Origin of the sequence: Saezia sanguinis (assembly GCF_003991585.1) — a bacterium.
GTDB lineage: Bacteria > Pseudomonadota > Gammaproteobacteria > Burkholderiales > Burkholderiaceae_C > Saezia > Saezia sanguinis.
Window position 1 is genome coordinate 397,090 of record NZ_PQSP01000002.1, and the last position, 16,206, is coordinate 413,295.

The window sequence follows — 16,206 nt, forward strand, 5'->3', positions numbered from 1 at the left end:
ATGCCTCAGTTTACGAAAACAAGTCAATGGAAACGATTTGATAATTTTAAAAAAGGGTTGGAGTTTTCAAGAGAAATATATACAGAGGCTATTCAAGAATATGGACTTAATGAATATCAAGCGTTTTCGTTTTTATATGAGGAAATAGACTCTGAGCTATTTTCGTCGGATAAGATAGAAAGATTTAAAGCCTATACAGCCTTATTTTTTTGTGCTTATGAGCATAAAGTTGATTTTATTTTAGATGATCCTTTTACTGAAAATGTATTTGATAGATTAAAAAATCTCTATAAAGATTTTTATTCAAATAGTGAGAATTTAAAAAATATTCCAGACATGCAAGACGAGGAGTCGCAAAAAATTATTAGGATCGTAAAAGAAAACTACGTTAAAAATTAGTCATAATAATCTGGCATAAAAGTGGCGATTGGCCTACCCGACTGATACAAAACATCATGTCAATTTGTGTCCAGTTTCTGCTTTGCCTATATGCCTTACTGATCAGTTTTACATTAGCCTGTATAGTTGCTTTGGGCATTTGAAAAACTATTAAAACAGATAAGAGAGTTTATTGATTCTAAATTTTAATTTACAGGGAGACATATGCCGACTTCAGTACAAGAGTTAGTTAATGATACTATTCCAGAACAAACAGTGTTAATTTTTGGGGCAGGGGCATCAATTCCATCAGGTTCCCCATCCGTTGCTATGCTCATAGAAAAGATCAGCACAGAATTTGGTATTCCGCCTGATGGATTAACTTTGGCAGAAATATCTGGACTGGCTGAAAGAAAGCGAAATAGGAAAGAACTGATATCTCTCCTTAGAAAGGAGTTCAAAAATCTTCGCCCAAAGGGTTCAATCCTTAATTTGCCTCTTTACAATTGGAAAAGTATCTACTCAACAAATTACGATGAATTAGTTGAAGACTCTTACAAAAGAGTTGGTAAAAGTCTTATATCATTTTCATCTAATTTTGACTTTACAATTCATGACGACCCAAACGCAACAAAGCTTTTCAAAATTCATGGAACTATAGCTAAAGACATATCTGATGGGAATGCATCGCGAATAATTTTAACTGACATGGATTATGATCAAACACAGGACTATCGGGAAGCTCTTTATCTACGATTGGCGACAGACCTTACGTCAGGCCCGCAAGTTATTATAGTAGGGCAATCATTGGCTGATCCAGATCTTAAGGATATTGTCCAAAAAGCTATTGAGACTAATCAGAAGGCAATGGCTGGAGGAAGAATCAGTCTCCTTCTTCACACACAAGATCTGAATCGGGCATTATTATTTGAAGCTCGTGGTTTACGCATTGCTTTCGGTGGGTTAGATGAATTTTTCGCAGCGTTGTCCTCCAAAGCTCCAGACTATTTAACTGCTCATATTGATACTGGTGACATACTTGATTCATTTCCATCGTTGAGACCGGTTTCTTATGTTGTTGCAGACGAATTTGACGCATCTAAAGCAGATGTTAGTGCAATATTCAATGGGTGGCCAGCCAAGTTTGCAGAGCTTGCAGCTGGTTATACCTTTGATCGTACTATTGCTTCAGAGATTTTTGAATATCTGAAACAAGAAAACAAGGTTTGTGCGGTGCTATTAGGAGCGAGTGGCGTCGGGAAAACGACTGCTGCTCGCCAAGTTATAGTTAAACTAAAAGCAACCGGATTTTATACATGGGAACACAAAACTGATCATCCGCTCAATGTGAATGAGTGGCTAGGTGTTGCGCAACGTCTCTCTTCTTCCCAAAAGTCTGGTGTGCTATTAATTGATGACGCTCATTCTCATCTACACCAAGTAAACGACTTAATTGACAGGCTAGCGGCAAACAAACAGAATAGCTTAAAAATTATTTTAACTTCTACTCGCAACCATTGGGTCCCTCGTATAAAGTCTCCAAGTATCTATGCACTTGGCCAAGAATTTGGGTTATCCAAACTTACAAGTCAGGAAATCGATAGGCTTCTAACTTTAGTACAGTCGGCACCACTGCTTCGTAGTCTAGTTGAAGCTGGTTTTGGTGGTTTTTCTTTGCATGAACAAAGACGGCGACTAATTGATAGATGTGAAGCGGATATGTTTGTTTGCTTAAAAAACATTTTTGCATCAGAAAAGTTCGATGATATTATCCTCAGAGAATATGCAAGTTTGGACGAACGAGAACAGGAAGTGTATCGGTCAGTTGCTGCAATGGAATACGCTGGAATCAGAGTACATAGGCAACTTGTAATTCGTCTTTTAAGTATTCCTACAAACGAAATATCGCACCTTTTAGCGTGCCTAGACGAGATTATCAGCGAATATGAAGTTAACCGTGTCGAGGGCATTTATGGATGGAGGGTGCGGCACTATGTAATAGCAAGTATTATTGCAAAATATAAATTTTTTGAAACGGGAAAAATTATTGATCTTTTCAATAAAGTAATTGATCAAATATCTCCAACGTATGACATTGAGATTAGAACAATTCGAGAGTTGTGCAATATCGAATCTGGACTGTCTGTTATCCCTGATAAACAGATCCAAAATACGCTTCTTCGCAAAATGATGTCCATCGCTCCTGGAGAACGAGTCCCCCGTCACCGCCTAATCCGAAATCTAATCGAGCTTGGAGAGTTTGAAAAAGCCGAATCCGAAATTCGAATATTTGAGAAAGATTTTAAACGTGACGGTCCAGTCATTCGATATCGAATCCTTTTGTCAATTGCTCGTGCAACTCATACAGCTGATCTCCTTCAGGAAGATCGAGTTGCAATATTGGAGCAAGCAAGAGAGTTGGCTGCAACTGCTAGCGTTCAATTCGAAAATAACAAATCAGTGCTAGGAGCTTATTGCGAATTAGGTGTTGAGACATTTCGCCTTACCGGATCCCATATGGTTTATGATACTGCCTTAGATTTACTAAAGAAAGCAGAAGTACGTCTAGGGGATCCAGAGATTACCAAAATGATTATGCGCTATCAGCGACGAATTGCTGCGCATAATATTACAGATGAAGAGTCTTAGCGTTCAGTATTGACCTGCCTGAGAAATTCCGACTACTAGGAATCAGAGATTTTGGCCGTGGTTGCTAAATCATAGTTCAGTGTGCCAATGAATTGTCGTGGAGTAAGGTAATTCGGGCTTGAATGCGGTTTGACGAAAGGTATGACGGTAATCCCCCCGCAAAAGCGTAGGCGAATTCAACTGGTCAGTGCAACACCTGGAGAGTAGCAATATCTGGAGAGTAGCAATATCTGGAGGTGTATGATGGTAAGCATTTATGGAGCGATGACACATGAGCGCAAAACCAGAATATGGGAATTGTGGCGGAAGGGCATTCCCATGAGTTTGATTGCTTGCGATATAGCAAATCCACTTGATCTGGCTTTGGTCTTGTTGTTGTTTCTTCTGCATCGATACATTCCTCAGCTCGCCGCCGTGCTTGTGGCGACGACGAGATTCCAATGGTCTTTGAGGACGCCCACAAGGCGCTTCTGACGTTCGGCCAGAAGCGTGGGCGTCCACTCGTTCTCTGATCTGACTTCCTGCGTCAGCACGAAGGGCGACGCCTTGCCTTTGCCCTTGAAGTAGGCGTCCTTCTTCTTGGCAAAGTCGTAGTTGCTGGCAGACGAGTTCTTGTTCCTATCCAGCGGAACCAGATTGGCCAAACGGTGTGTCCAGCCATCGCGCTCGTCTTCATCCGGGAACCACTTGATCCAGTCCGAACCGTCGGGCGGGGTTTGCGGCAGAACGTGCTCCAGAGACACGGCATCTTGAAGCTGCACGCCGGGGGCGCGCACCAAGGATTCAAGGCGTAAGACCAGCACCATCCGTGCCTTGGGCAGATCGTCGTAAACGTCCCCATCGAGTGCCGCAACGAACTTGCCCTTTTGCGCGTCAGTCAGAACCAGCGTGGTGAGCGCAGCCAGATCCTCATTGAAGGTCTCCGGTTCGATTTCCTTGGTGAGCGCGGCGTAGGTTTCGATGCGCTCGTTGATGCCCACCTTGGTGACCAGCAGGAAATAGGTCAGGCGTTCCAGTGACTGGAAAAACTCTGCGAGCAATTTGGGCTGCTGCCGGAAGCGCTTGAAGTAAACCAGTGCCGGGGGCACCCAGTCCTTGAAGTCCACACGGTTGAGCCAAGACAGGTGCTCGTTGATCGTTTCGGCATGTTCGGTGGCCTCGAAGTCGGCATCGCGCACAAAGTCCCACACTTCAGCATAGGGTTTGATGACCTTGTCGACGAGGTCGATAGGGGTCTTGTACTCGGTGACGTGCTCCTGGAACTCCTTGACCAGGATGTACTTCTGCTTCTTCTTGGCGTAGATGCTGCGGATGTGGCCAAACAGGTCACCGAAGGCGTCGCGTCCCAGTGAGCTTTCGATCCGGCTCCACTCTTTTGCGTAGGCGCGGCTTTTGACGTCGCCTGCCGTGGTGCGGATCAGGCCCAGCACCTGCGCCTTGATGATGTCGATAGGCGCGAGGTCGAGTCCCCGGTTGTTGAGTACGGAGAAGATGCGGTAGGCGGCTTCAAGGTCGGGCGTGGAGATGACAACCAGCGAGCAGTCGTTGGCGAGGAACTGCCACAGCGCAATGAGGTCGGCAGGCGGAAGCGCCTTGGCCTTTTCGAGCAGCAGCGTGGCGTTTTCACGGTAACGCAGACGGCTGTCTTTCAGCTTGTCCGTACTGGCGACCAACTGTGCGATGCCACCCGGCTCTTGAATATTGGTGCGGAAGAAGTCGGCATCTTCCTCGCGGGCGGTCAGGCGGTACTCGTTTTTCTCGCCAAGACTGACCTTGCCCTTCTTGTAGAGGAAGTCTGTGATGTCGTCTGCAGCATCCGGCATCACGATGCGCAACACGGCGAACAGCATCGTGAGCGTAGACAGGCGTTGCTGGCCGTCGACCACCGATGACTTAGGGTCCCGGTCGTTCTTGATCAGAACAATGCTGCCGAGGAAATATTGGCTGCTGGCCCCCGAGACACGCGCGTCCTGCATCGCCGAGTACAGATCATCGAACAGCTCTGTGGCCTGTTCGGTTGTCCAAGCGTAGGGGCGCTGGTAGTCCGGAATCTCGAACTGGTAGCTGCCTTCGAAGATCTCCCGGATCAGTTTGTCGTGGGCTTCAAGTGTCTTGGCCATTGTGTTTTTCTTTCCCTTTTGCGTACGCCGGGTCCGCTCAACTCATCTTGGTTATTGTTTCGGGCTGAACTATTTCTATGACCTGGAACGTCTTGGATGTGCTTCCCGCAAGGTGAAGCACTACCTCGTCGCCTATGACAGCCCCGAGTATTGCCTGTGCCAGAGGGCGGCTTTCATTCACAATCCCGTTGGCAAAGTTATCTTTACCTCTGGTGATCTGGACAGTCATTACGTCGTTAGGACGAGCAAGATCGATGTATCGAACTACGTCACCTACCTCGATTTCGAGGTCATCTTCTGTGTCGATCAGTACAGAGCTAATCGCTTCTCGCTCCCTCTCAGCTTGAACAGCGTTCGCAACCGATTCAATTTGCTGAGTCACCCGGGCAGTGAGTTGTCCAGCACCTTGTCCTTCTTCGATCCAGGCGTCTCCTGATGTGTGCTCGGGCTTCCAGCTCTCGCGCAAATACTCAAGGAAGTTGATGAGCTTCTCGGTTTCTTGTCGTGGAGTGCAGAACCAGTCCGTTGACCAGATGCGCCAAATGCGACCACACCAGCCAAGAGCTTCAAGGATCTCTTGACGGATGCGGTCACGATCGGGAACTGACAAAGCAGAGTGGTAGGTTGCTCCGTCGCATTCGATTGCTGCCAGATACGATCCTGGCGCGTCTGGATGCTTGACGGCGATGTCAATGCGGTATCCCGCCACACCGAGCTGAGGGGTGACTTCATAGCCACGCATCTTGAGCATGTCCATGACGGAGATCTCGAAATCACTGTCTGGTTCGCGGTCTGTTTCCTCGATGGTCGGCAACGAGCCTGTGCGGGCGTACTCGAGGTAATTGCGCAGCGCCTTGGTGCCGTCCGGAGTAGTGCCATCCATCACGATGTCTTCGGGACGAAGAGATGTGTACAGGGCGATTGACTTCTTGGCGCGGGTGAACAGCACGTTCATTTACTTGCTCCTGCGTCGCATCACGGGCGAAATACAGCAGTATCGCATAATTTACGGATAAGTTCTTAGTATGGGTCACAAAAGTCAGCCCACTCCTGCATCAGTAATCTGCGTTTTTGCAGCATATCACCTCTTTGATAAGCCGCTTCAGCCTTATCTTTGAGTTTATGAGCCAAAGCATGCTCAATGACCTCTCTTGGATAGTGTGTTGTTTCCCCAGCCCAATCCCTGAAAGTTGACCTGAAGCCATGCATCGTAATACCCTGGTAATCCATTCGTTTAAGCACAGCAGTCAAAGACATATCCGATAAAGCCTTATTTGACCTTGGCGCAGGAAAAACAAAATCACATCCATCCAGTCGGGGGAGATGATTGAGAAGCCTCATTGCTTTGTCGCATAAAGGAATTCGGTGCTCTTTATCCATCTTCATACGCCTGGCAGGAATAATCCAAAGCTTTTCCTCAAAATCAATTTCACTCCATAATGCCCCACGGATTTCTCCAGAGCGCGCCACAGTCAAAATAGCAAATTCAACTGCACGGGCAGAAACACCTTCGCGTTGCTGCAAAAGCTTTATAAACTGTGGTATATCTCTATAATGTAATGCTTTGAAATGCTCAACCCGCTGAATTTTACTTCTGGCTGGCAACAGCTTATCCATGTGACCTTTCCAGCGCGCAGGGTTCTCGCCTGAGCGGTAATTGCGTGCTGCAGCCCAATCCAAAATTAATTCAATACGGTTTCTAACCCGGGTAGCCGTCTCCGTTTTCTCTTGCCAGATAGGCTCCAAAATCTTGAGCAATAAAGGCGTATCTACTAAGTCAACAGGCAATGTACCAATTACAGGGAAAGCATATGTACTTAACCAGTAATCACTATTGCAAAGCCAGCAAGATAAATGGCTGCTGTAACTATATGTGGGGCTTTACATCAATTTGAGTGGCCTAAAAAAACAAAAATGTATTTAAAAACAATAAAAGTCCAATAAAGAATCCATGTGGAACAGGCGATTGATGCGCTGATGATTAAGGTTGCTATAAGCTTAAAAAAACTTTCTTTCATAGTGGTTGTCCTTCAGTGAAAGTTATCCTAACGCTTTCAGAACCTGTAGCGACTGGTTATGTATAAAGTACCGTATAACAATGCCAAGGGTACAAAATAACAACTTGAAAGAACTCAGTAGGTAGTCAAAGTCAAAAGACTTTTTCAAGCAGATCAATGACTGGCCCACAATTCAGACTCTTCCAGTGATTTGTATTACGAATTTTTTTCGTGAGTAAATGAACTGCATTACGCATACGCAGCCAATCCAAAGAAGTATTGCATACCTGTTTTGTGCAGCACCTCAGGTTGTGCCTGATAATCGATTCGGCGGGGTATTGCGATATTGAAATAAATCAGTGCTTATGCCGGAAACGCTATACTTCGTTTCTTTCTGATGAGTTTTGCCAGAGTCTATGACCTTCTCTTTGACCTTTAGCCGTATAAAAAGCATTTTGAAAGTGCTGTGTCATGGGTTGGGCTGGTTGTTTTTGTTTGCTCTGCTGGTGGTGTCCATACATCTGAAAAGCCCTTATCTGTTTGCATACCGCTCGTATGAAACACCGTTTTTACTGCTCATTGCCTGCGTTCTGATTCCCTTCTGTTTTTTGAAATTCCGTCATATTCGACGTGTTATAAGTCTGACACTGCTGTTGGCTGTGGTGATGTTCACCCTTTGGGGGGAGGGTGCTTTTCAATATAGGCGCAATGCGGTGATGCGTGTTGATGCTGCTGTAGCAGACCGGTTAGGCCAGCACTTTATTGTGGGGTATGAGGATGTACATGAATTACAGCCGCTGGTCAGTAAAGGGCTGATTGGCGGGATATTTGTAACGCGTCGCAATACAGAGGGGAAAAGTTTTGAGGCATTGCAGCAGGAAATTGCAGCGCTGCAGCGTTTACGGGCTGATGCCGGATTGCGTCCCCTGATTGTGGCGACAGATCAGGAAGGTGGCATTGTTTCCCACTTGTCTCCCCCGCTGGAAAGAATGCCGCCATTGTCTTCAGTTATAGATAACAGTGATACGCAGGAAGCACTGCTTGCAAATGCGCAAGCGTATGGAGAGAGACAGGGGCGTTCTTTGGCTGCATTGGGGGTTTCGGTCAACTTCAGCCCCGTGGTTGATTTGAAGCTGGAACATACATCCAACTGGCTGGATTTTCACAGCATGATTTCCCAACGGGCTATTTCAGCTGATCCTGCCATGACAGCCGCTGTAGCCGGTGCTTATGTGAAAGGCCTGCAAAACCAGGGCGTGTTAGCCACACTCAAACATTTTCCTGGGCTGGGCAGGGTAACAAGTGATACGCACCATTTTTCTGCCAGCTTGAATGTGGCAGCAGATGAACTGCAGCACAATGACTGGGTGCCTTTCAGAGAAGTTGCTCGCCAGAATGATGTCCTGCTGATGGTGGGGCATGTGATATTGAGCCAGGTAGACCAGAAAAATCCGGCATCTTTCTCAAAAGGAGTGATTCAAGGCATTATCCGTAACGGCTGGCAGCATGATGGTGTTTTGATCACCGATGACCTGACCATGCGTGCTGCCTATAGCCATGGTTTTTGCCATGTGACGGTCAGCGCTTTGAACGCAGGCGTGGACCTGTTGCTGGTTTCATATGATTACGAGAAATATTATGAGATGATGTTCTGCGCTATTCAGGCCTACGAAAGCGGATCGCTTGACAAAGATATGCTCCAGCGCAGTGACGCGCGTTTGAGAAGACTGTGGCCGTGAGTTCTGCGAAATACATATCCTAGCTTATTACGTAGCGGTTTAGGTTTGTTGCGGGCATGGATGCGGCGCAGTGTATAAAATGCAGGCTGTTTGTATTGGCTCAGACGCGTTGCTGTTCCAGTCGGATACACTGTTGTAGCGAGGGTGTTTTTTTGACCGAAGATCAATATCAGCAGTTTTCCCCATTCCAGGAGGTTGCCAGACAGCTTATTCCCATTATTGAGGCTAAGCATGTGGATGGCGTGCATGGTATTTCTCATGTTCAAAGGGTGTGGAAAAACGCTAGCACGATCATGCGTACCGAGGGTGGCGATGCCGGCATTGTGCTGGCTGCGATCATTCTGCATGACTGTGTGGTCGTTGAAAAGAACTCACCTTTACGTAGCCAGGCATCAACGCTAGCTGCACAAGAAGCTACCCGCATACTGACCCGGTTGGACTGGGACCAGGAACAAATTGAAGATATTGCCCATGCGATTGAGGCGCACAGTTATTCCGCTAAGATCGTGCCGCGAACGCTGGAAGCGAAGATTTTGCAGGATGCTGACAGGCTGGATGCCATAGGCATGGTCGGCATTGCGCGCTGCTTTTATATTTCCGGGCGAATTGGCAGTGCCCTGTACGACCGGGAAGATCCCACCGCAATGTATCGGGGGCTGGATGACCGGCGTTTTGCCATTGATCATTTTTATGCCAAATTGTTGAAACTGTCCTCCGGCTTCCAGACGGAAACCGGGGTGCAGATGGCGCAATCCAGGCACGAGAAGATTCAATGGTTTTTGCAGGAGTTTCTGGCAGAAATATAGCCTGCATACTGTAAGTGTATGTCGTTGCGTAGCCAATGCGATTTGGCGTGAAAGACGCATTCAAGGGCTCGCTTTGATTTGCTGAAAAACAACCTTCTTTAATACTTCAACCGGAAGTTTGCCGGTGTATTCTGCTCAGGGCGTTTGGCCGCTTCATTGGCGTATTACCTTCCTCCTGGCACGTTTCAATCTTTTAGACGACAAGCACATCAGGCGGTTCTGCACTGTTTTTAGTTAAGCCACTTTCCCGGGAAATATCTGACTTTTTATATATATGTCCGAAAACAGCCAGAATTAAATGGAGGCGGTGCTATGATTGGTATCCAAGAGGAAAGAGAATAGCCATGCTGAAAAATGAAAAATCAATTTGGTATGCTGCTTTTAAAGCAAAAGATACGCGATTTGATGGCCGTTTTTTTGTAGGCGTTTCTTCAACAGGAATATATTGCCGACCTGTATGCCGCGCCAGATTGCCGAAAGCCGAGAACTGTACTTTTTACAGCACAGCAGCGGCGGCAGAGCAGGCAGGGTTTCGTCCATGTCTTTTATGCCGGCCGGAACTGGCTCCTGGCGTATCACGGATGGATGCGTCTACCTCGCTTGCCCATCGGGCAGCCAGGTTATTTGAAGAAAACTGCGGCAGTGAGCACAACATTGAAACATTTGCCAGCCGTCTTGGCTGTACAGATCGCCATTTACGCCGTGTATTTACAGCACAATACAATGTCACGCCCATACAGTATCTGCAAACATGCAGGCTGTTGCTTGCCAAAAATCTGCTCACCGACACGGACCTCTCCGTGCTTGATGTGGCAATGACGGCAGGCTTTGGCAGCTTGCGCCGCTTCAATGATCTTTTTCGAAAGCATTACCGGCTGGCACCAACGGCACTACGCCGGCAGGCTGGAGGCGTGGCGGGGCAAAGCAACAGCGTGACTTTAACGCTGGGGTACCGGCCCCCTTACCAGTGGCAGCAAATGATGGATTTTCTGGCCAAGCGAGCCGTACCTGGCGTAGAAACCGTCAGTAACGGGGCTTATCTGCGCACGGTACATTTAGTGTCCAAAGATCAGAAAAATGTGTATGGCTGGATACAGGTGGCGCATTGCCCGCAGAACAATGCCCTGGCAGTGACAATTGATTCAGCTTTGCTGCCGGTGCTGCTTCATGTTTTAGCACGGGTTCGGTGTTTGTTTGATGTGGCGTGCGATCCGGATGCGGTATACGAAACGCTTGACTCCATGAACAGCATTCGGCCGGGCCTTTGTGTGCGGGGCGTTCGTCTGCCTGGCAGTTTTGATGCATTTGAGATGTCTGTACGTGCTGTGTTGGGACAGCAGGTGACCGTGAAAGCGGCAACAACGCTGGCTGCAAGGCTGGCTGCAGCTTATGGCACACCTGTGGCAACAGGAGTGCAAGGGCTGACGCACACGTTTCCAACGCCTGATGGCATTCTTGCGTTAGGTGGGCGAATTGGCAATCATCTGGGGCCATTAGGTATCACCTCAAAACGTGCAAACGCTATCTTGGAGCTGGCCCGGGCGTTTGTTCACAAAGACATTGATTTCAATGTGTGTGCCCAGCCTGAAACAGTGGTTGAAAAACTGATGGATATTCCCGGCGTTGGCATGTGGACAGCGCAATACATTGTGATGAGAGCTGCCGGGTGGCCTGATGCATTCCCATACACAGACGATGGTGTGAAAAAAGCGCTTGCCCCTCGAACGCTCAAGGAAATACAAGCCTTGGCTGAAGTATGGCGGCCCTGGCGAAGTTATGCAACCGTTAATTTGTGGAATTCTTTATAAAACATTTCCTATATACGGAGGAAGACATGTTTTACTCAACTCATTATGTGTCGCCAATTGGTGTGATCATGTTAGCAAGCGATGGTGAACGGCTTGTCGGGTTATGGATGGAAGGTCAAAAGTATTTTGGCGGCACGGTGACAGAACCACTTACAGAAAAAACTGATCTGGCTATTTTTACTGCAGCCAGAAACTGGCTGGATAGGTATTTTGCGGGTAAAACGCCGGCCATCTCTGAGTTGCCTTTGGCCCCGATTGGAGGGGAATTTCGCAAGGCTGTATGGAATATCCTGTGTGAAATTCCGTATGGAAAATTAACCACCTATGGCGATATTGCTAAAAAGGTGGCCAAACGAATGGGGAAAGCGAGCATGTCCAGCCAGGCCGTTGGGGGCGCTGTGGGGCATAACCCCATTTCGATTATCATTCCCTGCCATCGTGTGATAGGGACAAATGGCAGTTTGACTGGGTACGCCGGCGGTATCAGTAAGAAAATAAAGCTGCTGGAGTTAGAAGGTGCTGATATATCCGGCCTGTTTATTCCCCGTCAGAGCACAGCCTTGTAGTTAAATGGATGAAACTAGGGGATGGAAGCGACGTTATTTTTTCAACGGATATGCAGGGCAGCAAGTCGCCAGGCGTGTTATTGATACTACTTTATCAATGACATCACATGAACCATTTGGTTGTTCATTTATGGCATAACATGCTTCCAGCTGATGTGTCATGCTGGCAATGCTGATGCTTATACAGCAGCAGGGCCGTATATCGGCGCATTCTGTATATAGGCGGCAAATGCAATACATGCGATGGAAATCATATATGTCGCTGTTAGCATGGCTACCCATGTTTTCCGATGGTGGCAGCGATACGCAGCCAAAGCCAGTAGCCAAAAAATGCACGGCAGCCACATGTCCAGCCATTTGAACCTGATGAGCATTGCTGTGAGTGTGGGTAACTCCGCCCCAAATGATTCAAAAAGCGCACCCAAATAGGCAAGAAGCGAATAGATAGATACCGCGCTGCTGATGGCCAACAACAGGCCTATGGCAAACCCGATTTTCTGATTTCTGGTCATCATGTTTTCAGTATAACAATTTAATGCCAGACTCTATTTTTCAACAGGTTATGAGTAGCAGTGCGTTTTTGCGTACAACCTGTTGGAGCGGGTGAAGGGAATCGAACCCTCGTCTAAAGCTTGGGAAGCTGCCGTTCTACCATTGAACTACACCCGCTTAAAGTGAGCGCACCGCAAGAGGATGCGAGTGCACATTATAAGGAAAGAATTCTTTTTTTGCATGTATATGAGTAGCATGTGGTGCCAAAGAGCCTGTTTTGTCTTGTTAGCACTTGGCTGATTCAGGCCAGGCGTTCCAAAATAGCATCTATTGCCACCTGCCGGTCCACAGTCCAGATGCCGTAACTCAATGGCAGCATTTCGAGGCCGGCACGGGCAAGTATCTGGTAGCGTTCTACGCCCAGGTAATCTTCTCCAGGGCCGGGGTAACCAATCAAGTCAATGGCCAGCATACGTTCGTCTTTCTGGCAAATCAGGTCAACGATCTGGCCTGCAATAAAAAAGTTTTTCCAGATGCAAATGCCATGAACCTCCAATGCATTGCAGACCTGCTGTTGGAATTCTGTATGTGGAGTGGCGTCAGGTTGCTGCAAAGCATAACCGGACTGAATGCTTTCCAGATACAGTCTCAACAGGTTATCTGGCGGCAGTGTATTTTCATCGCCACTGAAAAGAACGATCTGCTGCTCGCGTGCACGTGTTACGGTCACATTAAACACATCAGGCCGGTTGAGGTAGTAGCTGGCACGCCGGCTTTCATTGTCCAGCGTAAAGCTCAGAATCATCAGGTCGCGTTCTTCTCCCTGGAAGCCATAGGGGGTGCCGACCAGAATTTTAAAGGCCAGAATGTTGTCTGCACTGATTTCGCGCATGAGATGCTGGCGGATTGCATCTACCTGGGCGCGAAATGGCGACAGGATGCCGATGCTGGGTTTGGTATCGGCATTCTGATAAGTATGGATATGTGCCTGTATCAGTTCAAGAGTGCGCTCTACTTCTGCCTGATTGACATTGGTGGATGAGCGTGCGCCTTCTATACGTTCCAGAATCAACGCGGGCGGTTTTTCTGCCATGCTTTCAGGCGATACCGGCCTTTCTTTCATGACCTTAATGCGGTTATTGTAGAAATGCCGGTTGCTGAATGCAATGAGTTCAGGGCGGGAGCGAAAGTGCTCATCCAGAAACGTGATGGCGTTGCTGTCTTTGATTTGTGCGTTCACCAGGTCCAGCAGGCTGTTATCACGGTAGCTCCATTTTTCAAATGTATCTGCAGGCAGGCCGGTTTGTTGAAAAGTGTGTTGTTCCAGTTGACGAGACAAAAATGAAATGTGCCGCAGTTGCTGATAGTCGCCAGTGACTACAGCACGTTTGCAGCGGAAAAAAGCAGGCAGTGCCGTGGCAATATCGCACTGTGTGGCTTCATCGACGATCAGCAGATCAAACAAATTAGGATGCAAGGGGAGTACCCGATGCAGGTCGTTGAAAGTCATGATCCATACAGGCAGTGCTTTAAGCATCAGGTGCCACTCTACATGTCCAATTCTCCAGTTTTTGTAGTCTGTTTCATTGAGTGATTCATCGTATCTCAGAAATTCTTCTCTATGCTCGTTCAGCAGTTTTTGCAGGGTGTCGTGGCGTTTAATGTTCAGGTAGTTTCGGCTGAGTATTTCACGCTGTTTTTGGCATGCAATCAGTTGGTCCAAAATCTGCCAGTGCTTGGTGCTGCTGCTGATTTTGCGGCGGACAAATGACATTTGCAATGTCCTTTTCCACCATGGGAGTTTTTTCTGTTCATTGGCAACAATCAGCTGACTTGTATGCAAAGCCAGCGTTCCTTTTTCGGTAAAAGCTTTGCGCAGGTTCAGCTCTTTTTGGGCACATTTTTTTAATTCATTTTCCACGGATCGGGTGGATGGTGCGGCTGTATTCGGTTCGGGGGCAGACAAATCTATTCTGGTAAAGAAGTTCAGCTTGTCTTTCAGGGCTGGAACCAGCGTTTTGTTGTAGCCGAAGTTCATGACGCCTTCTGCCAGACCCATGTCAGTGCACAGTTTATCGGCAATTACGTTGGCAGCCTGTTCTGAGCCAGTCACAATCAGTACAGTTTCATCGTTGAGTATGCGATCCAGAGCCATGGCCGCAAGGGTATAGCTTTTGCCGGTTCCGGGTGGGCCGTTAATGATGCTTAAAGGGTATTGAATAGCGTTGTTTAAAGCATTGGCCTGTGCCTGGCTTAATAAAGCGGGTAAGGCATGAGGTCTGCTTTGTAGAATGGTGGGTGCAGGCGTTGGAAATAGCTGCTCGTTATGATGTTGAATGGAAAAAAGGAGATTCTCTCTATTCTGAACCTCACCCTTATTACTTGGTTTCTGATGTAGGCTCAGCAATGAGTTGATATATATTTGTTCAAGGAGATAGAGTCTTCTTGATAACAAGCGCCGGGCAATTTTTTGTGCAATCGGGAATAGTTCCGGTGCATTGGGGTGTTTTTCCTGACATGACACAAAGTATTCATAAAGCTGACGCAATGTGTAAGATGAATCATCAAAATAATAAGCAGGCATGCCCAGCAGGTTGTAGATTGCGTTGGAAAAACCCGCCTGTTTTGGCAGTTCATTGAGTTCATGCCGGATATTTTGGCTGATGCTTTTTTGTTTGACGTAGAACAACATGCCGCAGGAATATATTTTCAGATGGTTTTCCTGATCAGGGTTGTCTAAATGTCGTTGTTGGAGATTGGGCTCAAGAGCAGGGAAGCTGGCCGTGTGAATCACATACCTGATGGCAATGCCTGTTCTGATGGCAATGCCTGTTGCTTTGCGACGTAGGGCTTTTTTTTTGGACTTTCTGGAAATTTTGGGGGCTGGTTCAGGCGTGACGGAAGCTGTAACTGTGCCGCCTGAGGTCAGGCCAAACACATGGTCAACATGGTTGGAGGACGTAAAGTAACAATAAGTTTTAAGCCATTCAGACAATTTTTCCAAATAGCTTCGGGTAATGCCTTCTGCGGGCGTGAGCGTTGGTGCTGTGCTGAGAACAGATGCATCATACTGTTCACGCAATATTCTTTTTAAAAGGCCTTTGTTGAGCACAGGCATGTGTGCATCAATACTCAAGGTATAAATATCTGTAACGTTATTGTGACCAACAATTGCTTCATAATAAATCAAAGGGCCTGCAACCCAATAAGGTTCGATTTGATTGCGGTATTGGTTGTATAGCTGTGTCTTTTTCTTTTCGTCACCGTTGGCCTGTTGTATCCAGGCCGGTGCGACATATCTGCCTTCGGCGTCACGAAAGCCGTGGATTAAATGTAACAACTCGAGTACCCGCGCATGAGGCGGATAGCCGCAGATATAAAACAGGCCGTAGATTAGCTGAGTTTCATGGGCATATAAAGACATTTGGAGACAAAAAGATTTTCCTGTCTCCGTATCCAGCTCAACTGTGGGTGTAATGCACCTAGCTAATTGTTCTTGCCCTGAAAAAAAGTGAAATTCCTGAGGCTTGGTTTTATCCTGAAAATAGTTGTTCCCGGATTCATTGAGGACTTGGTCAAGCCTGAGTTCACGGTTTTCTATCTGATAACAGGTACGGTAAAACTGTGTAATGCGTTGGATAAATTCAGTGG

10 protein-coding genes, 1 tRNA gene and 1 pseudogene are annotated in these 16,206 nt (G+C 47.2%); 6 read left to right on the forward strand and 6 right to left on the reverse strand.

Annotation, left to right across the window (positions count from 1 at the left end):
• Entirely contained in the window at positions 1 to 399 is a 399-nt protein-coding gene (locus CUZ56_RS05905; RefSeq protein ID WP_126979181.1) for a hypothetical protein, read from the forward strand.
• A 204-nt stretch (positions 400 to 603) separates the two neighbouring features.
• Entirely contained in the window at positions 604 to 3,027 is a 2,424-nt protein-coding gene (locus CUZ56_RS05910; protein WP_126979183.1) for an SIR2 family protein, read from the forward strand.
• Between the two features lie 401 nt (positions 3,028 to 3,428).
• Here the strand turns inward: CUZ56_RS05910 and CUZ56_RS05915 are convergent, their stop codons facing one another.
• The 4 genes and pseudogenes from CUZ56_RS05915 to CUZ56_RS16455 form a co-directional block, all read right to left on the reverse strand.
• Positions 3,429 to 5,147, reverse strand: coding sequence for a DUF262 domain-containing protein (locus CUZ56_RS05915; protein WP_126979185.1), 1,719 nt, complete (start codon positions 5,145 to 5,147; stop codon positions 3,429 to 3,431).
• 37 nt (positions 5,148 to 5,184) lie between these two features.
• Positions 5,185 to 6,102, reverse strand: coding sequence for a GreA/GreB family elongation factor (locus CUZ56_RS05920; protein WP_126979187.1), 918 nt, complete (start codon positions 6,100 to 6,102; stop codon positions 5,185 to 5,187).
• Between the two features lie 65 nt (positions 6,103 to 6,167).
• Positions 6,168 to 6,764, reverse strand: coding sequence for a tyrosine-type recombinase/integrase (locus CUZ56_RS05925; RefSeq protein ID WP_239442093.1), 597 nt, complete (start codon positions 6,762 to 6,764; stop codon positions 6,168 to 6,170).
• A 12-nt stretch (positions 6,765 to 6,776) separates the two neighbouring features.
• A pseudogene (locus tag CUZ56_RS16455) lies at positions 6,777 to 6,959 on the reverse strand (phage integrase central domain-containing protein); the annotation flags it as partial.
• 670 nt (positions 6,960 to 7,629) lie between these two features.
• Here CUZ56_RS16455 and CUZ56_RS05930 point away from each other — a divergent pair.
• The 4 genes from CUZ56_RS05930 (at position 7,630) to CUZ56_RS05945 (ending at position 12,063) form a co-directional block, all read left to right on the forward strand.
• The gene (locus CUZ56_RS05930) at positions 7,630 to 8,883 is read left to right on the forward strand and encodes a glycoside hydrolase family 3 N-terminal domain-containing protein (RefSeq protein WP_239442095.1); all 1,254 of its coding nucleotides are present in this window, start codon (positions 7,630 to 7,632) and stop codon (positions 8,881 to 8,883) included.
• Between the two features lie 152 nt (positions 8,884 to 9,035).
• Positions 9,036 to 9,689, forward strand: a complete 654-nt coding sequence (locus CUZ56_RS05935; RefSeq protein ID WP_239442097.1) for an HD domain-containing protein — start codon at positions 9,036 to 9,038, stop codon at positions 9,687 to 9,689.
• A gap of 344 nt (positions 9,690 to 10,033) precedes the next feature.
• Positions 10,034 to 11,497, forward strand: a complete 1,464-nt coding sequence (locus CUZ56_RS05940) for a DNA-3-methyladenine glycosylase 2 family protein (protein ID WP_126979195.1) — start codon at positions 10,034 to 10,036, stop codon at positions 11,495 to 11,497.
• Positions 11,482 to 12,063 (forward strand): methylated-DNA--[protein]-cysteine S-methyltransferase, encoded by a 582-nt coding sequence (locus CUZ56_RS05945; protein ID WP_239442099.1) that lies wholly within the window; start codon positions 11,482 to 11,484, stop codon positions 12,061 to 12,063. The genes CUZ56_RS05940 and CUZ56_RS05945 overlap by 16 nt, the downstream gene beginning before the upstream one ends.
• 595 nt (positions 12,064 to 12,658) lie before the next feature.
• Here CUZ56_RS05945 and CUZ56_RS05950 read toward each other — a convergent pair.
• Positions 12,659 to 12,732: transfer RNA gene (locus CUZ56_RS05950), tRNA-Gly, on the reverse strand.
• 124 nt (positions 12,733 to 12,856) lie between these two features.
• Positions 12,857 to 15,979, reverse strand: a complete 3,123-nt coding sequence (locus CUZ56_RS05955; protein WP_162615263.1) for an AAA domain-containing protein — start codon at positions 15,977 to 15,979, stop codon at positions 12,857 to 12,859.
• Positions 15,980 to 16,206 lie beyond the last annotated feature (227 nt).